Annotated in this window: 21 protein-coding genes; 6 read left to right on the forward strand and 15 right to left on the reverse strand. The window is 73.6% G+C overall.

What is annotated here, in order from left to right:
- Positions 1–161 precede the first annotated feature (161 nt).
- The 11 genes from FGE12_RS24780 to FGE12_RS24830 form a co-directional block, all read right to left on the reverse strand.
- Complete coding sequence (locus FGE12_RS24780) at positions 162–1559, reverse strand: hypothetical protein (protein WP_153869080.1); 1398 nt, start codon at positions 1557–1559, stop codon at positions 162–164.
- 424 nt (positions 1560–1983) lie between these two features.
- The gene (locus FGE12_RS24785; protein ID WP_153869081.1) at positions 1984–2409 is read right to left on the reverse strand and encodes a hypothetical protein; all 426 of its coding nucleotides are present in this window, start codon (positions 2407–2409) and stop codon (positions 1984–1986) included.
- 28 nt (positions 2410–2437) lie between these two features.
- The gene (locus tag FGE12_RS24790) at positions 2438–3649 is read right to left on the reverse strand and encodes a c-type cytochrome (protein ID WP_228531078.1); all 1212 of its coding nucleotides are present in this window, start codon (positions 3647–3649) and stop codon (positions 2438–2440) included.
- A 140-nt stretch (positions 3650–3789) separates the two neighbouring features.
- Entirely contained in the window at positions 3790–4563 is a 774-nt protein-coding gene (locus tag FGE12_RS24795; RefSeq protein ID WP_153869082.1) for a hypothetical protein, read from the reverse strand.
- 99 nt (positions 4564–4662) lie between these two features.
- Positions 4663–4911, reverse strand: coding sequence for a DUF2171 domain-containing protein (locus FGE12_RS24800; protein ID WP_153869083.1), 249 nt, complete (start codon positions 4909–4911; stop codon positions 4663–4665).
- 216 nt (positions 4912–5127) lie between these two features.
- The gene (locus FGE12_RS24805; RefSeq protein WP_153869084.1) at positions 5128–5877 is read right to left on the reverse strand and encodes an enoyl-CoA hydratase; all 750 of its coding nucleotides are present in this window, start codon (positions 5875–5877) and stop codon (positions 5128–5130) included.
- 13 nt (positions 5878–5890) lie between these two features.
- On the reverse strand, positions 5891–7165 hold the full coding sequence (fabF, locus tag FGE12_RS24810) for a beta-ketoacyl-ACP synthase II (protein ID WP_370459138.1): 1275 nt from the start codon (positions 7163–7165) through the stop codon (positions 5891–5893).
- A gap of 47 nt (positions 7166–7212) precedes the next feature.
- Positions 7213–8445 (reverse strand): acetyl-CoA C-acetyltransferase, encoded by a 1233-nt coding sequence (locus FGE12_RS24815; protein ID WP_153869085.1) that lies wholly within the window; start codon positions 8443–8445, stop codon positions 7213–7215.
- Between the two features lie 39 nt (positions 8446–8484).
- A complete protein-coding gene (locus FGE12_RS24820; protein ID WP_153869086.1) occupies positions 8485–9072 on the reverse strand; it encodes a TetR/AcrR family transcriptional regulator in 588 nt (195 codons plus the stop codon).
- A gap of 48 nt (positions 9073–9120) precedes the next feature.
- On the reverse strand, positions 9121–9627 hold the full coding sequence (locus FGE12_RS24825) for a DoxX family protein (protein ID WP_153869087.1): 507 nt from the start codon (positions 9625–9627) through the stop codon (positions 9121–9123).
- On the reverse strand, positions 9624–9944 hold the full coding sequence (locus tag FGE12_RS24830) for a rhodanese-like domain-containing protein (protein ID WP_153869088.1): 321 nt from the start codon (positions 9942–9944) through the stop codon (positions 9624–9626). Before FGE12_RS24830 ends, FGE12_RS24825 begins: the two co-directional genes overlap by 4 nt.
- Positions 9945–10075: 131 nt before the next feature.
- On the opposite strand from FGE12_RS24830, the gene FGE12_RS24835 reads away from it, so the two are divergent.
- Positions 10076–11002, forward strand: coding sequence for a LysR family transcriptional regulator (locus tag FGE12_RS24835; protein WP_153869089.1), 927 nt, complete (start codon positions 10076–10078; stop codon positions 11000–11002).
- A 4-nt stretch (positions 11003–11006) separates the two neighbouring features.
- Here FGE12_RS24835 and FGE12_RS24840 read toward each other — a convergent pair whose 3' ends face one another.
- Both FGE12_RS24840 and FGE12_RS24845 read right to left on the reverse strand, forming a co-directional pair.
- Complete coding sequence (locus FGE12_RS24840) at positions 11007–12362, reverse strand: hypothetical protein (RefSeq protein WP_228531079.1); 1356 nt, start codon at positions 12360–12362, stop codon at positions 11007–11009.
- Between the two features lie 187 nt (positions 12363–12549).
- Positions 12550–14097 (reverse strand): ATP-dependent DNA helicase RecQ, encoded by a 1548-nt coding sequence (locus FGE12_RS24845; RefSeq protein ID WP_153869090.1) that lies wholly within the window; start codon positions 14095–14097, stop codon positions 12550–12552.
- A gap of 153 nt (positions 14098–14250) precedes the next feature.
- Here FGE12_RS24845 and FGE12_RS24850 point away from each other — a divergent pair, with 153 nt between their 5' ends.
- Positions 14251–16002 (forward strand): R3H domain-containing nucleic acid-binding protein, encoded by a 1752-nt coding sequence (locus tag FGE12_RS24850; RefSeq protein ID WP_153869091.1) that lies wholly within the window; start codon positions 14251–14253, stop codon positions 16000–16002.
- A gap of 28 nt (positions 16003–16030) precedes the next feature.
- Here the strand turns inward: FGE12_RS24850 and FGE12_RS24855 are convergent, their stop codons facing one another.
- Entirely contained in the window at positions 16031–16543 is a 513-nt protein-coding gene (locus FGE12_RS24855; protein ID WP_153869092.1) for a hypothetical protein, read from the reverse strand.
- Between the two features lie 704 nt (positions 16544–17247).
- Here FGE12_RS24855 and FGE12_RS24860 point away from each other — a divergent pair.
- Positions 17248–17745 carry a transcriptional regulator gene (locus tag FGE12_RS24860; RefSeq protein ID WP_153869093.1) on the forward strand — a complete coding sequence of 166 codons (498 nt, stop codon included), beginning with the start codon at positions 17248–17250 and terminating at the stop codon, positions 17743–17745.
- Positions 17746–17802: 57 nt separating this feature from the next.
- Here FGE12_RS24860 and FGE12_RS24865 read toward each other — a convergent pair whose 3' ends face one another.
- Positions 17803–19203 (reverse strand): hypothetical protein, encoded by a 1401-nt coding sequence (locus tag FGE12_RS24865; protein ID WP_153869094.1) that lies wholly within the window; start codon positions 19201–19203, stop codon positions 17803–17805.
- A 316-nt stretch (positions 19204–19519) separates the two neighbouring features.
- Between FGE12_RS24865 and FGE12_RS24870 the strand changes: the two genes are divergently transcribed.
- The 3 genes from FGE12_RS24870 to FGE12_RS24880 are packed head-to-tail and all read left to right on the forward strand — an operon-like array spanning position 19520 to position 21971.
- The gene (locus FGE12_RS24870; protein WP_153869095.1) at positions 19520–19900 is read left to right on the forward strand and encodes a hypothetical protein; all 381 of its coding nucleotides are present in this window, start codon (positions 19520–19522) and stop codon (positions 19898–19900) included.
- 23 nt (positions 19901–19923) lie between these two features.
- Complete coding sequence (locus FGE12_RS24875) at positions 19924–20274, forward strand: hypothetical protein (protein ID WP_153869096.1); 351 nt, start codon at positions 19924–19926, stop codon at positions 20272–20274.
- Entirely contained in the window at positions 20271–21971 is a 1701-nt protein-coding gene (locus FGE12_RS24880) for a hypothetical protein (protein ID WP_153869097.1), read from the forward strand. The genes FGE12_RS24875 and FGE12_RS24880 overlap by 4 nt, the downstream gene beginning before the upstream one ends.
- The last annotated feature ends 12 nt before the right edge of the window (positions 21972–21983 follow it).

Here is a 21983-nt window from a genome sequence, read left to right on the forward strand (position 1 = left end):
CTGAGGCCCGCGAAGTGGCGGAGGATGAGACGGACGACAAGCTGGCCGGCTGCTTCTTTTCCCATCCCCCGCCAACAGCTAACCGCTTGTTATTACCTCCCGCGAGATGCGTTTGCCCTGCCCAGGGGGAGAGGGACGGGGTGAGGGAAGGGGGCCGCCGACTAGGGCATCCCCGGCTCCACCTCCGCCGGCGCGCGCTGCCAGGCGGTGTTCCCGTGCACGGAGCTCCACCCGCTGCGCAGCGGCACGAGCCCCGGCACGGAGAAGCGCCACAGGTTCACGAAGTCCGCGCCCGCGTTCCACTCCAGCAGCACCGTGCCATCCGTGAACGAGGCGGCCTTCACGTAGCAGTAATAGAAAGAGTCATCGCTCACCGGAAGGTCGTAGGACAGCAGCTCTCCGTCTGGCGTGACGACGTCCACGCACGCATCCGCGCGGCCGGACTCGTAGCCGTACCAGTCGTTGATGTGAGCGTCGAAGCGCGCGGTGCGCACCTGGGCCCAGCCGCCGCCCTCGAGCAGTACGCCTTCGCTCACGGCGGGGCCCGGCACCGGGATGCGCCGCCGCAGCAGTCCGTTGCCCAGGTCGAAGCGCTCGAGCCGTCCAGGGACCGCGCGGGTGATGCGGCCGCTCGCGGTGTCGATGAAGGTGCCGGCCGTCGGTGCGGCGCGGGTGCCATCCGGCTCGCGCAGCACGAAGCGCAGCGCGCCCGTCTCCGGCGCGAGCACCTCGCCGCCCTCGAGGACGAGTGCCTCGCCCGCCACCGCCACGGGCGCAGTCGTGGCGTCCTGCTGCCAGCGCAGTGCGCCCGAGCGGTCAACGCTGCGCAGCGTGCCGGGCCCGGTGCGGGAGGCACCCGGAGGGGTGAGGAGCAGGTAGGCGTTGCCCTGCGCATCCGCGATGGGACTGCCGCGCGCGAAGCCCGGGAGCTGCTCGCGCCACGCCAGGCTCACGCCCTCGGCGGACACGTCGAGCGCGAGCAGCCAGGTGCCACCCTTGGAGCTCTCCGCGGCAAAGAGGACCCGGTCTCCCCCGAGGGAGGCCGGCTCCGAGAGCTTGAACGAGACATCCCGGCCTTCGAGCGAGAGGCCTAGCAGCGTGCCCACCCACTGGGTCCCTTGCGCGAGGAGCTGCGCGGGATCGACGACGGTGAGCCAGTCTCCGCCCGGGGAGAAGAAGAGGCTGCGCTCCTGCAGCGTGAGGCCCTGTCCGAAGGTGGAGGCGTCGTAGGAGGTCGCGCCCATCCGAGCGGCGTCGTCCCCGGCGGAGAAGGTGTCGAACTGCGACCAGCTGTAGCCGCCCGACTGCACCGTGAAGCGGCCGGCGCCGCGGTGTGCCCCCGCCTCCGCGTGCCAATACCCGCCCTGCACGAGGCTGCCAGGAAGGGGGCGCTCTGGCGGCGGCACACACACGCCCTCACGGCAGGTGGCGGGCCCCTGACAGTTGGCGGCGTCGCGGCACACGGTGCCATCGAGCACGGGCGCATCCACGCAGACGCCCGCGCGGCACGTCCCCGCGTGGCACTCGCGTACGCGGCAGGGGGCTCCGTCGTCACGCACGCGCCCCGTGTCCACCCAGTTCCCCGTCGTGGAGTCGCACGCGAACTGGTGCTCACAGCTCTCCCGTACCGAGAGCGCCAGCCTCGCCGGGTCGCAGGTGCGGGCGGCTGCCTCGGGCTGCTCGGCTGTCTCAGGTTTGGACGGGGGAAGGGGCTGCGCTGGCGGCGTCGCGGGTGGGGCGTCGGGAGGGGGCGTCTCGACGATGGGATCCTCGGGCCCCTCAGCCGTCGGACCACACGCTGCTCCGAGCAGCACACCCAGCACCACGACCGACAGCCGGCTCCCGCGCATCGCACGCCCCCGCGTCCCGAGTGCGGCCACCCTGGGCACGGGGGAAGGAAGCGGCAAGGGCCGTGGACCCGGGAATCCCCGGCGACTGGACACAGCGGCGCACTCCGCTCGCGCGGGAGGCCGGGCGCTGCGGCTAGCGCTCCTTCAGCTCCGGCAGCGAGCCGCTGCGCGCGTGGGCCACCCACGCCTTGGGCCTGCGCCCCTCGCGCTCGAGCTGCACGCAGGTGGCGTAGTGCCCCGCGCAGAAGCCGGCGCTGAAGCGCGGCCTGCCGCAGCCGCGGATGGAGCAGCTGCGCTGGCCGCGCACGGCGGCGGACGCCGCGGGCCGCGAGCCTGCGCGGGCCTTCGCCGCGGCCGCCGGGAGCGGCACTGCCTGAGGTCGCGGCTGCGTCGCGGTCTCGCCCGCCGTGGCCTGCCGCGCGCGCCCCCGCCGGCGCGGCTCCGACGCAGGCGCCTGCCCCAGCCTGCGCAGCGCGCGCACCAGCTCGCGCACGGCCGGGGCGAGCTCCTCGCGCACGGCGGCGCGCACCGCCCGCTCCACCTCCGCGCTGTTCTCCATGCTCTTCCTCATTGCAGGCCTGTGCGCGCTACGGGCGCGCCGCGCTCCCGTGCTCCTGCTTCAGCCACTGCGCGAGCACCAGCGCCTGCTCCGGGTCGATGCGGCTGCCGAAGCTGGGCATGCTGGTGCCGGGCAGGAAGCGCTGCGGCTCGCGGATCCACTCGGCGATGCGCTCGGGCGGGTGCGTGCGGGCCGCGCGCACCAGGTTCTCGTGGTTGCGCGCGCCGGGCGCATGGCAGCCCTGGCAGCCCAGCTGCGCGTAGAGCTGCGCGGGGTCCAGCGTGCGCGGCGGGGCCTCCACGGGGCGGCTCGCGGGGTGCTCGCCCTGCTGCTTCGGCAGGCTGCGCAGGTAGGTGAAGAGGGCGGCGATCTCCACGTCGTCGAAGCCGCGGAAGCGCGGCATGGGCCCGCGGATGGCGCTGCCGTCCGGCTTCACCCCGTCCTTCAGCGCGCGGCTGAAGTGCGCGAGCGTCCACTCGCCAATCCCCGTGGCGCCGTCCGGCGTGAGGTTGGGCGAGAACACCGGCTTGCTCGCGGAGTCCACGAACTCGAAGCCGCCCGTGAGCGCCTTCGGGCCGTTCGCCTTGGCCGGGTCGAAGCCCGGGCTGTGGCAGTCCGCGCAGTCGAGCACCGCGTGCGCGAGGTAGTGCCCGTACTCCACCGTGTTCGCCTTCGCCGGGACCGGGATGCCCTTCGCCGGGAGCGCCGGCGCCTTGCCGCCCGTGCTCACCGCGAAGATGAGCCGGCCCACGAAGCTCAAGCGGCTGGGCGGCTGCAGCGTGGGGTCCGGCGCGAAGAGCGGGTCCTCCGAGCGCAGGAAGCCCAGCAGCGCCGCGAGGTCCGCATCGCCCATCGCGTGCGCCGGCATCACCGTCAGCGCGTCGCGGCGGTTCACGCCGTAGCGGATGGTGCGCGCCACCTGCGCGTCCGTCGCGCGGCCGATGCCCGCCGTGGGGTGCGAGGTGACGTTCGCCGAGTAGAAGGCGCCCAGGAAGGCGGGCACCTCCACCAGGTGCGCACCCGAGGCGCGTGTGCTGTCCGCGCCGCGGTGGCAGCCCTCGCAGCTCGCATGGAAGATGGCGGCGCCGCGTGCCACGCCCTCCGCGGAGCGGTCCGCCACGATGGGCGGCAGCGGCGCCTCCACCGGACGGCTCGAGATGGACAGCAGCGCGGCCAGCCCGCCACCCAGGCCGAGCGCGAGCACGGCCGCGCCATAGGTCAGCACCTTCTTGAGCTTCAAGACTCCCCCCGTTACCCGGCGTGCCGGAGCGCCCCCCGCGCCCCACGCACACCGTGACGGGGCTTATGCCCCCCGAGGCGTGACCGGGGCGTGACGGGGGCTCGCCTTCCTCTCAGGGAAAAGGGGGCGGCGCACTCGGACTAAGGGAGGAGGAACTCCTTCACCTCGAGGCGCTCCGGGGGCAGGGGGAAGGGCAGCGCCACGTCCTCCTCGGACGGGGGCAGGCCGCTGCGGTCCTCGCACACCACCGCCACCCGCCCGCTGCACGCGTCCGCCACCACCACCGTGCACTGCGTGTCCTCGCCGCGCACCTGCGCCGCCGGCCCCTGCCGCGCCGTGCTGCTCACCAGGAGGTCCAGCGCCCCGCCCACCTCGCTCACCCTGTCGTCCGGGCGGCCCGTCTCCACCGGGGCGGGCTCCCCGTCCACGTCGGTGCCCGCATCCACATCCGGCACCAGGCCGAAGAGCAGCGCGCCGCTGCCCTCCACCCCGGACTCGGTCCAGGCGTAGCGGTCCACCCACAGGCCGCGGGGGCAGCCGGGCGCGGGGGTGAGCTCTCCCACCTCGCCCTCGGCGGGCAGCGCCACCTCCTGGCCGAGCCGGTACAGGTGCAGGTAGGCGCGCTCGCGCACGCTGGCCGCCGGCGCCGCGGCGAGCCGCTGCAGCAGGGGCACCACCTCCTCCAGCCGCCCCTGCGCCTCGAGGCAGCGCACGCGCTCGCTCAGGGCGCGGGTGGGCAGGGGAGCGCCCGGGTGCTCGGGAGCCTCGGGGCAGGTGTCCTGCGCGCGGGCCGGGAGGGCTAGCAGCAGCAGCAGGGCGCTCAGGGGGACCCCCGTGGCGGCGAGGCCGCAGCGCGGGGGAGAGGAGGGGTGGGGTGCGGCCCGGGGGCCGCGGAAGGGTCGAGGGCTGGACATGGCTGACTCCACGCGGACACGCACCCCACCGCGAAGGTGGGGTGCTGCCTGGGAGCAGTGCACGGCCTCTGCCAGCGCCCTGGGTGTGGCGGAGGTCGCCTAGTGGTGCTTCTCGGGCGGCTCGATGGGCTTCGGCGCGGCGAAGAGGCTGTCGGGGCCGTGGCTCAGGTACACCTCGCCGTGGGCCACCTCGCGCACATCCTCCAAGCTGACGGCGAAGTCCTTGTGACGGAAGAGACCCTTCTCCACGATGAGCTCTTCGCCGCGCACCGACAGCACGTGCCCCAGCTTGTGCCCGTCGATGGTGCGAACCGTCATCCCCTCCCGGATCTCGGAACGGTCGAACATTGCCTCCTCCTTGCCCGGGGCCTGAGGAAGTTCGCGCCCGACCGTCGAGCGCGAGGGTAGGCCCCCCGCCAAACATGTCCCCGGCCCACGCCGTGTGCAGCGCGTTGTACGCACTGCGACACAGAGCGCTGCGCTGCAGGGCGGGCATGCTCGGCGCGCGCACCCTCCCGTTGGACCGGAGGGCAACGCGGCGCGGGAACAGAATCCGGAAGCGGACTACTTCTTGCGGGACATGAAGGCCATGAAGGCCTCGCGCGCCTCGTCCGAGCCGAGGCGCTGGACGAACTCGGCGCCTTCGCGGCGCAGGGTGGCCTGCACGGCCTCGCGCTGGGGGGCGCGCATCAGGCGCTTGGTCAGCTGCAGCGCCTGGGCGGGCTTCTGCGCGAGCGCGGCGGCCCGCTCGGCCACGTGGGCCTCCAGCGCGTCCGGGGCGAGCACCCGGTTCACGATGCCCGCGCGCAGCGCCGTCGCCGCGTCGAAGGGCTCGCCGAACATGAGCAGCTCGCTCGCCAGCACGCCGCCCGCGAGCTGGGGCAGCAGCAGGCTGCTCGCCGCCTCGGGCACGAGGCCCAGGTTCACGAAGGGCATGGCGAAGCGGGCCTTCTCGCTCGCGGCCACGTAGTCGCAGTGCAGGAGCATCGTGGTGCCGATGCCCACCGCCGCGCCCTCCACGCCCGCCACCACCGGCTTGTCCAGCGCGATGAGGGCGCGCAGGAAGCGGAACACCGCGCTGTCCTCGCCCGTGGGCGGGTTCTCGAGGAAGTCGCCCAGGTCGTTGCCCGCGGTGAAGCTGCCGCCCGCGCCCGCGAGCCGCACCACGCGCACGGCCGCGTCCGTGGCGGCCGCCTCCAGCGCCTCCGCGCCGCGCGTGTACATGGCGTGCGTGAAGGCGTTCTTCTTCTCGGGACGGTTGAAGGTGACGTGCAGGACGCCACCCTCGGTGCGGGTCTGGAGCGTGTCGGACATGGTGCGGCGCACCTTACAGCTGCGGGGCGCGCCCGAACACCAGCGACGCGTTGGTGCCTCCGAAGCCGAAGGAGTTGCTCATCACCGCGTCCACGCGCACCTCGCGCGCCCGCTGCGGGACGAGGTCCAGCCGCACGCGCGGGTCCTGCCTCTCGAGGTTGAGCGTCGGCGGGAGCACGCCGCGGGTGAGGGCGAGCACGCTGATGATCGCCTCCGCCGCGCCCGCAGCGCCGTTCATGTGGCCCGTCATGCTCTTGGTCGAGGAGACGGCGAGCGAGCCGCCGCGCTCGCCGAACACCGCCTCGATGGCCTCCGCCTCCAGCGCGTCCCCGATGTCCGTGCCGGTGCCGTGCGCGTTGAGGTAGCCGATGTCCTGGGGGCGCAGTCCCGCGTCCTCGAGCGCGAGCCGCATCGCGCGCTGCCCGCCCTCGTGCGCGGGGGCGGGGCTGGTGGGGTGGTTCGCGTCCGAGGAGGCGCCGTAGCCCACGAGCTCCGCGTAGATGCGCGCCCCGCGCGCCTGCGCGTGCTCGAGCGACTCGAGCACCATCACGCCTGAGCCTTCTGCGATGACGAAGCCGTCGCGGTCCTGGTCGAAGGGGCGGCTCGCGCCGGCGGGGTCCTCGTTGCGGGTGCTGAGCGCCTTCATCGCGTTGAAGCCCGCGACGCCCAGGAGGCACACCGGCGCCTCCGCCCCGCCCGCGAGCGCCACGTCGTAGTCGCCGCGCTGGATGCCGCGCATCGCCTCGCCGAGCGCGTGCGCGCTGGTGCTGCACGCGCTCGCCGGGCTCCAGCTCGGGCCCTTGAGGCCGTGGCGCATGGACACGTAGCCCGCGGCCATGTTGGGGATCATCTGCAGGATGAAGAAGGGGCTCACCCGGTCCGGCCCCTTCTCCAGCGCCTTGCGGTACGTCTCCTCCAGGCTCGCGATGCCGCCGATGCCCGTGCCGATGATGCAGGCCGCGCGCGGGGCGAGCTGCGGCGTCACCGTGAGCTTCGCGTCCGCCATCGCGAGGTCGCTCGCGGCGACCGCGAGCTGCGCGAAGCGGTCCATGCGCCGCAGCTCGCGCTTCTCGATGAAGTCCTCGGGAGTGAAGTCGCGCACCTCGCCGGCGATGCGCGTGTCCAGGCGGCTCGCGTCGAAGAGGGTGATGGGCCCCACGCCGCTGCGGCCCTGCACCAGCGCGCTCCAGCTCTTCTCCACACCCGTGCCACAGGGGGTGAGCAGGCCCATCCCGGTGACCACCACCCGCCTCAGCTCGACGGTCCTGCGCACGCCCTGCGTCTTCACGGTGTGACTCCAGCGACTGCGGGTTTCAGGTTCTCAGCTTCGGTCTTTCAGCTGCGCTCGACGATCATCGCGACGGCCTGGCCGCCGCTGATGCACAGGGTGACGAGGCCGGTGGCGAGGTCGCGGCGCTCCAGCTCGTCGAGCACGGTGCCCAGCAGCATCGCGCCGGTGGCGCCCAGCGGATGGCCGAGCGCGATGGCGCCGCCGTTCACGTTCACCCGCTCGGGGTCCAGCCCCAGCCGGCGCATCGTCTCCAGCGGCACGGCGCTGAAGGCCTCGTTGATCTCCCAGAGATCGATGTCCCCCACCTGCATGCCGGCCTGCTGCAGCGCGCGGCGGCTCGCGGGGGCGGGCGCGGTGAGCATGAGCAGGGGCTCGGCGCCCGCCGTGGCGATGGCGCGCACGTGGGCGCGCGGGCGCAGGCCGTGGGCACGCGCGTAGTCCTCCGAGGCGAGCAGCACCGCGGCCGCGCCGTCGGTGAGGGGGCTCGAGTTGCCGGCGGTGTGCAGGTGCTGGAGGGCGCGCGCGTCCGGGTAGGCGGCGAGCGCCACCTCGTCCAGGGTGCGCCCGTCGGGCACGCGCGTGCGCCCCGGCTCGACGAAGGAGGCGGGCAGGGCGGCGAGCTTCTCCAGCGTGGTGTCGGGGCGCGGCAGCTCGTCGCGCGAGAGCACGACGCTCCCCGTGGCGGGGTCCTTCACCGGCACGAGCGAGCGGGTGAAGAGCCCGCGCTCCATCGCCTGCGCCGCGCGCTGGTGCGAGCGCAGCGCGAAGGCGTCGAGCTCGGCGCGGCTGAAGCCCTCGCGCGTGGCGATGAGGTCCGCGCTGATGCCCTGCGGCACCTGGAACACGCGCTCGCGCAGCCGCACGTTGCCGCCGTCCTGCCCGCCGCCGTCCGAGCTCATCGGCACGCGGCTCATGCTCTCCACGCCGCCGGCGAGCACCAGGTGCTGGAAGCCCGAGGCCACGCCGTACGCCGCCGTGGCCACCGCCTGCAGCCCCGAGCCGCAGAAGCGGTTGAGGGTGACGCCGGTGACCTCCTGCGGCCAGCCCGCGGCGAGCACCGCGTTGCGCGCGAGGTTCGCCCCCTGCTCGCCCACCTGCGAGACGCAGCCCGCGACCACGTCCTCCACGTCCGCAGGCGCCACGCCCGTGCGCTCGACGAGACCGTTCATCGCCTGCGCGAGCAGCTCCTGCGGGTGCAGCCCCGAGAGCGCGCCCTTGCCCACCTTGCCCCGCCCGCGCGGGGTGCGCACTGCCTCCAGAATCACTGCCTTGCCCATGACGCGTTCCCCCTTCGTGTGACCCGTGTGATGGCCGCTTCAGCGCTCCGAGCCGAGCGCATCGCGCGCGAAGTCGCGGCAGGCCTCGAGGACCTCCTCGGACAGCGGCGTGCCGCGCAGCGCGCGAGAGAGCGAGAGCCCGCCGTACATGAGCGCGAGCGTGGCCAGCCCGAGCCGGCGGCGGCGCGGGGCGCGGCCCTCCAGGTGCTCGTCCAGCACGGCCAGGTGCGCCTCCATCTCGGCGGCGAAGGACTCCTTCACCGGCGCACCCGCCTGGGGCAGCTCGCTCAGCACCGAGGGCACCGGGCAGCCGAGGTCCGGGCGGTCGCGGTGGGCAGGGGAGAGGTACTTGCGCAGCAGGGGAGCCAGCGCCTCCGCGCCCCGGCCCGGCCCCAGGTGCGCGCGCATCACGTCGCGCATCTGGGTCATGCAGCTGTGCAGCCCCTGGGCGACGAGCGAGTCCTTCGAGTCGAAGTGGGCGTAGAAGCCGCCCACCGTGAGGCCCGCGCCCTTCATGACCTCGGCCACGCTCGCCCCACCGATGCCGTGCTCGCGCAGCCGGCGCACCGCGGAGGCGAGGATGTCCTCGCGCGTGCGCTCCTTCTGTTCCGTCCGGGTCGGGCTCATATGATGAGCATCATATTATGACCATCATCCGGATTTGCAACTGGCCGGTCAACTGCGGGCGAGCCACCGGTCGAGCGACCACCGGCCGCTGCCTCGCACCACCACCGCGAGCGCGATGCCGATGGCCAGCAGGTGGTACTCGAAGCCCTCGCCCTTCTGGTTGCCGAACCAGTTCATGAAGAACCCGTTGTCCAGGTGCGAGGTGAGCGCGGCCACCGCCATGTTGACGGCGATGCCCAGCGCCGCCGCCCGGCCGCCCAGCCCGAGCACCAGCGCGAGCGCGCCCAGGGACTCGGCGAGGATCGCCGCGAGCGCGAAGGGCCACGGGATGTGCATCGTCCCGGTGAAGAAGCCCATGGTGCCCTCGAAGCCGTAGCCGCCGAACCCGCCCAGCGTCTTCTGCAGGCCGTGCGGGAGCATGACGAGGCCCAGGGTGAGGCGCAGGCCCAGGGCCACCGGGTCATCCCCGGTGGCGAGCAGCCGCTGCAGCGCCGCGCGCACGCTCGGAGTCGCCGTGGGCGCGAGCCCCCCTTCCGTCCGGAGGAGGCCGCTCATGACCGCACCAGGGGAAGGCCGGCGTCCGCCCAGTCCTGCTTGCCGCCCGCGTACACCTTCACGTCCCGGAAGCCGAGGGCGCGCAGGCGCTCGGCCGCGACGTGCGAGTTCTGGCAGGTGAGGCTCGCGCAGTACACGACGACCTCGGTGTCGGGGCTGCCGAGCCGCGCCACGTCGGGCGTCTCGTGCGAGAGCTGGATGGCGCCGGGCAGGTGGCCCTTGCGGAAGTAGGGCTCGGGCAGGGCCTCGGCGAGCACGAAGCGCTCGCCGCGCTGAAGCTTCTGGTGGAGCTCGTTTCGGGAGATCAGCGACGACATGGGGACCGCCTTTGGGAAGAGCGGCGGAGGAGCCCGCCGTCTCTGCTGAGCCAAGAGGTACTGCCGCGGCCCCCTGCGCACGAGACCCGCGGGATGGACGCACTGTTCCGCCTGCGCAACAATCCCGCGCCATGGCCCTGCAGGTGGACGACGTGGTCTCGATGGTGCTCTTCGCGCGCGTGGTGGAGGAGCGCAGCTTCACGGCGGCCGCCGAGCGGCTCGGGATGCGCAAGAGCACGGTGAGCCGCAGGCTCGCGGCGCTGGAGGAGGACCTGGGCGTGCGGCTCCTGCACCGCACCACGCGCCGGCTCAGCCTCACGGACGCGGGGCTCGCCTACTACCAGCGCTGCGCGCGCGTCACGGCGGAGGCGGACGCGGCGGCAGCGCTCGCGCAGGGGCTCGGCGGTGCGCCGCGCGGCACGCTGCGGGTGAATGCGCCGAGCGTGCTCGGGGCGCGCTACCTGGCTCCCGCGGTAGGGGCCTTCCTGCAGGAGTTCCCGCAGGTGCAGGTGGAGCTGAGCGTGGACGACGCGCCGGTGGATGTGCTGCACGGCGGCTACGACGTGGTGGTGCGGGTGGCGCGCAAGGGGCCGCTGCAGGCCGAGGCGAGCCTCGCCGCGCGCAGGCTCGCGATGGACCGCCTGGTGGCGTGCGCCACGCCCGGCTACTTCCAGAAGCACGCGCGCCCGGAGGTGCCCGAGGACCTCACGCAGCACCACTGCCTGCGCTACGCGCAGAACGCGCCGCACCAGGAGTGGCGCTTCGTGCGCGACGGCGAGCCCGCCTACGTGCCGGTGCCCAGCAGCTTCTCCAGCAACAATGGCGAGGTGCTGCGCATGGCGGCGCTCGCCGGGATGGGGCTCGCGGTGCTGCCGCACTTCGGCGTGGTGGACGCGCTGGAGAGCGGCGCGCTCGAGGAGGTACTCCCCGACTACCGCATCGACGAGCTCGCGGTGTGGGCCCTCACACCCGAGCGCCAGGGAACGCCCGCGCGAGCGCGCGCCTTCGTGGACTTCCTCGCGGCGCGCTTTCGCAAAGGGCTGGGAAGGCCGCTCTAGTGGCTCAGGTCCGCGTCGTCTCGGTGAAGAGCACGAAGGCGTCGCGGCTGCCGCGCGAGGGGCCCGCGAGGTCGCCCGTGGTGTAGCCCACGATGAAGGCGCGGCCGCAGGGGTCCACGGCCACGGCGGCCGGGTGGTCGTCCCCGGCGCTGCCCCACTGCTGCGTGGCGCGCACCTGTCCGTCCGCCGAGAGGCGCGCGAGGAACACGTCGAACTCCCCCGCGTTGGGCTTCGCGGGGTCGAACGTGCCGGGCGTCTCGCCCACCACGACGATGGAGCCGTCCACCGGGTCCACCGCCAGGTCCGTCACCCAGTCGCTGTCGTCCGTGCCCAGCTGCGTCGTCCAGCGCACCTCGCCCGTGGCTCCGTCCCGCCGCTGCACGAAGGCATCCTGCTGCCCGTAGGCATGCTCGCCCAGCTGGTGGAAGGTGCTGCCCGCCACGAGCAGGTCCCCGCCCGGCAGCACGTGCACGGCGGCAATCATGTCGAAGCCGGTCGGCGTCACGCGCCGGTTCCACAGCGCCTGCCCCTGCGCGTCCAGCTTGCGCAGGAAGGGCCCGTCCTGCGCGCCCGAGAGCACCCCACCGCTCACGTAGACCGCGCCGTCACTGCCCACGCCGAGTCCCAGCACCTGATCCGAGCCGTCCGTGTCGTCGTGGTTCCACCAGGAGGCCTGCAGCGCTCCGTCCTCGCCCGCGTGCAGCTTCAGCACGAAGGGGTCCTCCTCGCGCGCCAGGTAGTTCACGTCGATGGTGTCGTCGTCGTAGCCGGCCACCACGAGGTCTCCCGCCGGGTCGAAGGTGAGGCGGGTGGGGTGCTGCGGGTGCTCGCTGCCCCCCTGGTAGCGCACGCGCAGCTTGCCGTCCGGGCCCACGTCGCCCACCACCACGTCGTAGCGCCCGCCCGACTTGAAGCCCGGGAAGGCGCCCGTGGTACGCGCGGCGAAGTGCAGCGCGTTCGTGCCCGGCTGCAGCGTGAGTGCCTCGACGACCTCGGCCGAGCCGGGGAGGTTCAGCAGCTGGTAGGTGGGGATGGGGCTCCCCGGCGCCACCGTCCAGATGACCCCGAGCGCGTCGCCCTCCGGCGGCACGCTCGCGTCCAGGGAGCCGTGCTCGTAGCCCGCGAAGACGAGGCGGCCCCCGGGCGCCACCAGCACGTCCAGCAGCTCGTCGCTCTTGTCCGTGCCCCAGTGCCCGCCCTTGTCCGTCACCCAGTGCTCGGGCAGCGCGACGCAGCCCTCCGTCACCGGCGCGGGCTGCTCGGGCTCCGGCTGCTGAGTCTCGGGCTCGGTCGTGCCACAGGCCGTGAGTGCGAGTGCTGCGGTCATCGCGGCGATGTGCCTCGCCCCCGTCGTCTTCATGCGCCCCATCTGTGTCCCCCTCCGTGAGCGCGCTTTGAGCGCACCCTGCGTGACACAGGCGTGACCGGACGAGCAGAGGAAATTGGGAACCGGATTCCTAGCGGCGCTCCCAACGCGGGCTGACGCGAAGACATGCCGCTCGAGCGACCGGCTCAGCGCGTGCGCGTCAGGGTGAGGACGCGGTGGCTCAGGCAGCCGGGGACGCGGCGATGTCGATGAGCGGCGCGGGCGTGCGGCGCTTGCCCGGGGGCTCGTAGTCGAAGTGGCCCTCGGCCCGCGCGCGGCAGTTGTCGCAGTGGTTGCAGTCACCCTCTCGCGGCTCGTCGAAGTACTCGCCCAGCAGCTTCCAGCGGCAGGCGGTGGAGCTGCCGTAGCGCATCATCGCCTCCAGCCGCTCGCGGTCGGTCTGGTGGCGGGCCTCGTAGGCGCCGAGGTACGCGTCCAGCTCCTCGGGGCGCTCGAAGGCGCGCAGCTGCTTCAGCCCCCGCGCTCCGCGCTCCAGCACTCCGGCCGCCACCAACTGCGCCACCAGCACCTTCGCGCGCTTGTCCCCGAGCCCGCTCGCCTCGGCGAGCCGCTTGAGCGCGACGCTCTTCTTGCCCTCGCACAGCCGCTGCGCGGCGGCGTACAGCTGCTGGCTCTCGTCGCGGCGCGGGTACTTGCCGCCGAGGAAGAAGCTCTGGATGCGCCGGTCCTCGAGCCGGTAGAGCAGCGCGGCCTTCGCGGGGTTGCCGTCGCGCCCCGCGCGGCCCGCCTCCTGGTAGTAGCTCTCGAGCGAGTCCGGGAAGTGGTAGTGCACCACGAGCCGCAGGTCCGGCTTGTCGATGCCCAGGCCGAAGGCCTTGGTCGCCACCACCACCGGCGTGGTGCCGTCCATGAAGTGGCGCTGGCTCTCCTCGCGCTCGGCCGCCTTGAGCTTGCCGTGGTAGCGCCCGGCCTCCACGCCTTGCGCGCGCAGCCAGCGCCACAGCTCGTCCGCGCGGCGCACGGTGGCCGTGTACACGATGGCGCTGCCGTCCGCCTCGCGAAGCAGCTCGAGCAGCTTCTGGCGCTTGAGCTCCGGGTTCACGGTGCGCTGCACCTCGAGGAAGAGGTTGTCGCGCTGGATGCCGGTGCTCACCACCTCGGGGTCCTTCAGCCCCAGCTGGCTCACGATGTCCGCGCGCACCTGGGGCGTCGCCGTCGCGGTGAGGGCGAGCACGCGCGGGCGGCCGAGTGCGCGGATGGCGTCGCCGAGCGCGAGGTAGGCGGGGCGGAAGTCGTGGCCCCACTGCGAGACGCAGTGCGCCTCGTCCACCACGAAGAGGCTCACGTCCGCGCGCTTGAGCAGCGCGAGGCGCTCGGGGTTCTCCAGCTGCTCGGGGGTCACGTAGATGAACTCGTGCTCGCCGCGGCGGATCTCGGTGTGCAGCTCGCGCGCGTCGCTCGCGCTCAGGGTGCTGTCGAGCTTCGCCGCGTCCAGGTCGAAGCGCTCGGTGAGGTGCTCCTTCTGGTCGTGCATCAGCGCGAGCAGCGGGCTCACCACCACGGTGGAGCCGGGCACGAAGAGCGCGGGGAGCTGGAAGGTGAGGCTCTTGCCGGCGCCGGTGGGCAGCACGCCCAGCACGTCCCTGCCGGCGATGACCGCCTCCATGATCTCCCGCTGGCCGGGGCGGAACTGCTCGACGCCGAAGCGCTCGCGCGCCTCGCGCTCGAGCTCGGGCCAGAGGGCTTCGGGGTCCAGGGGAGGCGTCATGGACGAGAACCTAAGGACGCGCGCAGGACGCGCGCTCGCCCGCCTGCCCTGCGGCAGGAGGAGCAGTCCCGTCCGGCGGGAGGGGTTCCCGTTCCCCACGTGGCGGAAGCCGTGCGCGCGAGGGCAGGCGGGCGCACCATAATCGTTGCCCCTATGGAACAGTCCCAGCCCAGCCCTGCCGCCGCCGTCCGCAGTGAGGACTTCGCCCTGCTTGTGGCGGTGCTCCCTCCGCCGCTGCAGGCGGCCGTGAACGCGCTGCCCGAGGCGGAGCTGCTGGAGGTGGTGATGGACCTGGGCCGCCCGCCCGAGGCGCGGCTGGTGGGCGGGGTGCAGCGCCTCTCCGAAGCGCCCGTCACGCCCGAGGACCTGCAGGCGGTGCTCGGAAGGGTGGGGGAGCTGGGCGGGGACAACCGCGCCGGCATCGAGCGCACGCTGCACCGCGTGTCGGCCATCCGAAACCGACAGGGCCGCGTGGTGGGGCTCACCCTGCGCGTGGGGCGCGCCATCCTGGGCACCATCGACATGCTGCGCGACCTGGTGGACTCGGGGCTGAACCTGCTGCTGCTGGGGCGGCCCGGCGTGGGCAAGACGACGAAGCTGCGCGAGGTGGCGCGCGTGCTCGCGGACGCGCTGGGCAAGCGGGTGATGGTGGTGGACACCAGCAACGAGATCGGCGGCGACGGCGACATCCCGCACCCGGGCATCGGCGGTGCGCGCCGCATGCAGGTGAGCCGGCCGGACCGCCAGCACGACGTGATGATCGAGGCGGTGGAGAACCACATGCCCGAGGCCATCGTGGTGGACGAGATCGGCACCGCGGCGGAGGCGGCGGCCGCGCGCACCATCGCCGAGCGCGGCGTGCAGTTGGTGGCCACGGCGCACGGCAACACGCTGGAGAATCTGGTGCTGAACCCCACGCTCTCGGACCTGGTGGGCGGGGTGCAGACGGTGACCCTGAGCGACGAGGAGGCGCGGCGGCGGCGCACGCAGAAGACGGTGAGCGAGCGGCGCGCGCCGCCGACCTTCGACATCGTGGTGGAGATGGTGAGCCGCGACGAGGTGCTGGTGCACCGGGACACGGCCGGAGCGGTGGACCGGCTGCTCGCGGGCGCGGAGGTGGGCGGGGAGCGGCGCCAGCAGGAGGGCGGCAGCGTGCGCGTGGAGGCGGCGCCCGAGGTGGTGGAGGCCACGCCTCCGGGACACCACGGGCAGCACGCGGCACCGGGCGCGGGCGGAGGCGCCTTCGGGGCGCTGCGGCCGGGGCCCACGCGCATCGCGGCGCACGCGGTGAGCCGCGAGCTGCTCGAGCGCGTGCTGCGCGACCTGCCGGTGGAGGCGATTGCCGTGGGGCGTCCGGAGAACGCGGACCTGGTGCTCACGCTGCGCAGCCGCGCGAACGCGCCGCGCCTGCGCAAGGCGGCCGAGCGCAGCGGGGCGCGGGTGCTGCCCATCAAGCGCAACAGCGCCACGGAGATCCGCCGCGCATTGAAGTCGGCGCTCAACATCCTCGAGGGCGTGGACCAGGACGAGGTGCGCGCCGCGGTGGCGGAGGCGGAGCACGCCATCCAGCGCGTGCTCGCGGAAGGGGTGAACGTGCCGCTCGCGCCGCGCCCCTCGCGCCTGCGCAAGCTGCAGCACAAGCTGGTGACGCGCTACCACCTGGAGACGGTGAGCCTGGGCAGCGAGCCCTTGCGCCACCTGGTCATCTACCCGCTGGGCTCGGGGGTGGTGGCAGCGCAGGACGACGCGCACGAGCCCGCGCTGGACGAGGAGCCCGAGGCGCTGCTCGCCGACGACCTGCGCGAGGGCGGCGACGACGAGGAGCCGCTCGAGGAGGACGACGCGGGCAACGGCCACGACGACGCGCCGGAGGATGACGAGGACGTCTCCGAGCGGCACGTGTGAGCGCTCCCTTTGCCTCGCGTCCTGCGCGCTATCTCAGGAGTCGCAGCAGGTCCTCGGCCTTGACCCACCAGACGGTGTTGACGGGGATGACGTTGAAGCCGCGGTCAGCCAGCGTGAGCAGCGCCGGCGGCACCCAGCCATAGACGATGCCGTAGCGTCCACGCACCTCGTGCGCGAACCAGGTGTCCCAGCCCGGGATGTCGAGGTCGTCGAGGAAGCCGTTCGACTGGACGATGGCCGCGCCACAGAGGTCGGTGTCGAAGTCGGTCGCGAACACGCGTCCACCGGCGAGCTCCCGAAGCGGTGGGGTGGGGGCGTTCGAGAGCTCCAGCGCCTCGCGTCGGCGCGCGGCGATGAAGTCCACGGCCTCGAGGCTGCACTGGGGTGAGCCGAGCAGCAGATCGAGCTGCGTGTTCTCGTCCTGCGCGAACAGCGGAGGCATCAGCGCCTTCGTGCGCGTCGTCTCTCCCGCCCGGGCGGCAACGGCTCTCGGCGCACACCACGCAATGGTCTCTGCCAGCCGGGTCACGACGTCGCTCATCGCCGCCCATCCTCTCGTCGCACGCGGAGCTTCACTGCCGCGCCCAAGAGACTGTCACGTCTCCCGCATGGAGGGAGGACCGGATGGGACAGGCTCGATTCGCCTGCGTCGAGCGCGCACGGGCGCTGCCCTGCGCCGCGCTCCGGGGAGGCGCAGGCAGTAACTTCTCCAGGAAAACCCCCGACATCTCAGAACAGGAGCGCGCATCCCTGCGTCCGAAGACACGGCACGGTCGTGCGGAAATGGGATGGCCGCCGTGCGCCCCCGGAGCGCATCGCAGGGCAACGCCTCGGCGCGCTCGGCGCAGGCGGAAGTCGACCGTTCGTTCCGTCTTTCCCACGAGCGCTGTTCGCGACGCGCACTGCGGCCGACCCGCGCAGCTGCCGACCCACCCCTCCGGGCGCGAAGTCGCGCGCTCCTGTTCTGAGATGTCGGGGGATTTGCTGAAAGAACTACCGGCTCCTCTCCACTGCGCTCGGTCGGCTCGGGCCGCACGGCTCCTCGCGACGACGTGTCGGACACTCCGGGCATCGTGCACCGCTGGGGGAGGGGTGGGGATGGGGAGCAAGCGACTCACGCCGCGCAAAGACTGCGACACACGCCCAGCACCGAGCGAGCTCTGCGAGCGCTTGGGGCTGCTGCGCCGCAGGGACTGGGCACCGTACGGGATTCCCTTCGCGCACGTGCGCTGGGGGCTGACGAGAGTGGCGCCGGGGGTCTACGCGAGCTACCCGACCTTCTTCGATGCGACCACCGTGGCGGCAAAGCGTGTTCCGCAGGGAGTGGTCTGCCTGCGCTCCGCGCTCTACCTCCACGGCCTGGAGCCGGAGCCGCCGCAGGTATGGTTCGCCATTGGCGAGAAGGCGCGGCGGCCTCGCATCGAGGAGCCCGCACTGCGCACGGTGCGCTTCGGCGGGCTCGCGTGGACGCAGGGAATCGAGGAGCGCACCCACCGCGGCGTCCCGGTGCGCGTCTACTCGATGGCGAAAACCGTGGTGGACCTCTTCCGGTGCCGGAAGGAGCTCGGCCAATCGACGGCGGCCTACGCCCTGGGCCGCGCCGTGCGTGCGGGGCTCTGCACGACGGACCAGGTGCGTCACTTCGCCGGGATGCTGCACGTGTGGCGCGTGGTGGAGCCCTACCTGCAGGTGCTCGAGCACCGCCCCTCACCGCCGGTGCGGCGCCTCAGCGCGACCCCTTGAAACGACGAGGGCCCCGGGGGCGCCCCCGAGGCCCTCGCGCTCAGGAAGCCGAAGAGCCTAGTTGCCGGCCGCGAACGAGCCCTCGGCGACGATGAGCAGCTCCATCGCCGGGGTGCTCTTGCTGCCGAAGGCCGAGAGCACCGAGGCCTGGTTGCGCAGGCCGGTGGCGAAGGTGCCGTACGCGTCCGCGGTGCCGGTGGCGAGCGCGGTGGCGTCCACGCCGCCCGCCGTGCTCACCGCGCCGCTCGCGGCGATGTCCAGGGTGCTGTCCAGCACGGCGCCGGCGCTGCTCGCGGCCTGCAGCGCGAGGGTGACACCCGCGGAGGTGCCGGCGTTCACGCCGAGGAAGTTGCCGAGCACCGTGGACTGCACGCTCGCGTCGGTGGCGATGGTGGCGCTGAAGGTGGAGAAGGCCTGCGCGGCGACGCCGGCGCTGCCCGAGCTGTCCACCTGGCTGCGCAGCTGCAGCGCGGCGTTGGCGGCCTGGGTCTTCACCGCGTCGGTGGCGCCCGCGGCCTGCAGCAGCGCGGAGATGGCGGCGCCGGAGCTGCGCGCCTCGAGCGAGCCGGCGGCGCGCACGGCCGCGTCCACCAGGGGCTGCGCGTCCTGCGAGGGCAGCTGCGCCTCGAGCGAGACGCGGAAGGCGGCGCTCGCGCTGCTCTCGCTCTGCGCCTGCTCCTGGGCCTCGGCGCCGGCCTTCTGCACGGCGGCCGCGAGCTCGGCGTAGAAGGTCTCGTAGGCCTGCGCCACGTTGCTGCCCGCATCCAGCGAGGCGTTCAGCTTCGCCGCGGCGGAGAGCTCCGCCTCGAAGAGCGCGTCGCCGCCGGTCTGCACGCCCGCCTTGGCGAGCGCCTTCACGCGCGCCTCCTGCGCGGCGCGGGTGCTCTCGGCGAGCGCCTTCAGCCACGCGCTCACCTGCGCGGCGGTGCCCTTGCGCACCTCCTTCGCGATGCGCGCGTCGAGGCGCGCGCGCAGGTCCACCGTGTCGGTGTCCTCGGCCTTCGCGCCGTCCTTCACCATCTGCAGGAAGACCTCGGCCTCCAGCGAGCTCTCGCTGTCCATGGGCGGCGCGGTGACGGTGTCACCCGCCTTGCCGCTGGTCTCCAGCAGCGCGCTGGCGAGCACCTGGCCGCGGGCGTCGACCGCCTGCAGCACGAGCCGCTCCTCGCCCGCAGGGACGCTCAGCTCGTAGCGCCCCTCGGCCTGGACCTGCGCCTCGGCCTGCGTCTGCAGCGCGCCGCCGGCGCCCACGCTGCTCACGCGCACCTGGCTCGCGGCGGCCACCGTGCCGCTGCCGCCGAAGCCGCCCTGCGCCTGCACCACGCCCTGGGCCTGGGTGCCCGCGCCATCGCTCACGCGCCCGCGCACCGTGGCGTCGCCGCCACCGCAGGCCACGAGCCCCAGCGCCGCAAAGGCCACCACTGCGCCGACCACCCGCTGCTGAACCGACTGCCTCATGTGTTGTCTCTCCTCGGGAGGAACGCCGCGGGACCCGTGTGCAATGCCTCTGCCGCTGCCAACCCCGCGAGCCTTCACGGGTAGGAGCTGCACCTTCCCGACGCGGGCGTCAGGGCAGGCGGGCGTGAGCGGGCCCCTGGCGATCGGTGCGCGCCGGCCCTCCTCGCGCACGCTGCCCTCTCCTTGCGGAGTGGGGGCCCTTTTGGATCTCCTCCCGGCCTTTCGAGGCTTGCCAACTTTACGGGGAGAGGCCGCAGCAGCTAAAAAGCACGGCGCCGCGCGGGACTGCCCCCGCGCCCGCGCTCCCCGAGCCCCCATGATCTCCTGCCGTCCCGTCCTGCTGGCCTGCGCCGTGGCCGCGCTGCTCGTCCCTGCTGCGGCGCATCCCCAGACCGTCGTTAATGCCACCTTCAACACGGCCTACGTCTTCGAGACCGTGGACAGCTACGAGGTGAAGGGCTGGCCGAATCGCGTCGTCGTCACGGGGCTGCAGGTGGGCGCGAGCGACCCCACCACGATCTCCTTCCCCTACTACACAAGCAACGCCACCTCGACCGAGACGGCTCGCTCCTTCGAGCGCTGCGACCGGTTCGCGCTGATCGCCATGAACAAGCCAGGTCAGTTCCTGCTCGAGGTCCGCACCGAGGGTTCCTCCAGCAGCTTCCCCTTCGTCGCCTGCAAGCTGACCCGCCGCTAACCCCCCACCGCTCGCGAGCTCCCATGCGCCCCCTCGTCTTCGCGCTCCTGTCCCTCGCGGCCCTCGGTGCCTCGGCCGCCACGCCCACGCTCCCGCTCGTCTTCGTCACCGTGGACCGCTACGTCATCACTCCGAGCCAGTTCGTCGAAGTGACGGGCCTCGTCGAGGGAGAGGCCACGCCCCGCACGGTGCGCTTCTTCGCCGGCGGCTACGAAAACACCCAGAGCCTCAGCTCCTCCGCGACGCGCTGCGAGAAGCTCGCGCTGCTGGCGATGGCGAGCCCGGGCAAGTTCAAGCTGGAGCTGGGCGGGGCCACCACGGGCACGGAGCCGGAGGAGTTCCCGTCCTGCGCCCTCACCCGGGTGAAGCCGTGAGGGCAGCGCTCCTCTGCGCGGGCCTGCTCGCGCTCGCGGGCTGCGGCGGCTCACCGGACCCCGAGCCCGTGAAGCCCACGCCCCCGGTCACCCCGGCTCCGCCGGTCGTGGTGGACGCAGACCACGACGGCGTGCCCTCCACCGCGGACTGCGCGGACGACGACGCCACGCGCTTCCAGTACGTCTCCGGCCACCGCGACGCGGACGGCGACGGCGTGGGTGCGGACGCGCTCGAGCAGGTGTGCGCGGGCGCCGCGCTGCCGCAGGGCTGGGTGAGCACGGGCGGAGACTGCGCGACCTACGACGCCACGCGCTGGCGCGAGCTGGCGGTCTACGAGGACTGGGACGGCGACGGGCGCACCCGGCCGTACGCGCAGACGCTGTGCATCGGCGCGCAGGTGCCCACGGGCTACGTCACGCAGCGGGGTGAGGACGACTGCAGCGACTTCGACGCGACCGCCTGGCACGAGGTGCCGCTCTACTTCGACCTGGACGGGGACGGCGTGGGCGATGACTACGCGATGTCCATGTGCCTCGGCAGCGCTCCGCCGCCCACGTACATGGTGGCCACCGGCGGCGACTGCGCGCCCCGCGACGCCACGCTCTACACGATGCTGCCCTACGCCTACCGCGACGCGGACGGCGACGGCGCCACCGTGCCGCAGCAGGGCAGCGTGTGCTCGGGCTTCTACCTGCCCGCAGGCTACCGCGAGAGCGCGCAGGGCCTGGACTGCAACGACGCGGACCCGAGCGTCTACTCGATGCAGCCGGGCTTCCCGGACCCGGACGGCGACGGGGTGGGCTCGGGCGAGAGCTTCGAGGTGTGCGCGGGGGTGGCGATGCCGCGCTACTCCTCGCGCCGCAGCGACGACTGCGCGCCGCAGGACTCCAGCCGCTGGGAGCAGCGCGAGTACCGGCTCGGCGACGCGGACGGCGACGGACGCACCGTGCCGCTCGCCGAGCCCGCCTCCTTCTGCGTGGGCAACACCGACCCGCAGGGCTACTCGCGCGGCACCCCCTGGCCGGATGACTGCGACGACGCGGACGCCGCGCGCTACCAGGTGCTCGCCTACGCGTACCGCGACGCGGACGGCGACGGGGCGACGGTGCCGGCGACCGGCTCGCTGTGCAGCGGCGCGAGCCTTCCCGCGGGCTACGCGACGCAATCGCGCGGCGCGGACTGCGACGACGCGGACGCCCAGCGCTTCGTGCAGCTGAGCGGCTTTGCGGACGTGGACGCGGACGGCGTGGGGGCGGGCGAGGCGCAGGCCTTCTGCACCGCGGGCGCGCTGCCCGCGGGCTTCGTAGCCTCCTCCACCGACTGCGCCGCACAGGATGCCGCGCGCTGGCGCACGGTGACCCCGGGCTTCCTCGACCAGGACGGGGACGGCTACACGGTGGTGGACCCGGCGCCCACCGCGCAGTGCATCGGCACGGCGCCGGAGGCGCCCTCGGTGCTCGCGGCGCGCGGCAACGACTGCGAGGACACGGACCCCACGCGCTTCCTCTGGCGGGTGTTCTACCGGGACGAGGACGGGGACGGCGTGGGGGCGGCGCCGCGCCTGCTGCGCTGCCTGGCCACCGGGGCGGCCCCCGCGGGCGAGTCCCCCTACGGCTGGGACAGCGACGACGCGGACCCCGCAGTGCAGCAGTCCGAGGAGGACGAGGCCGTGCTCCAGCTCCTGCTGGAGACCTGAGGGGCAGGCGGG

Origin of the sequence: Aggregicoccus sp. 17bor-14 (assembly GCF_009659535.1) — a bacterium.
In the GTDB taxonomy this organism is placed as follows: domain Bacteria; phylum Myxococcota; class Myxococcia; order Myxococcales; family Myxococcaceae; genus Aggregicoccus.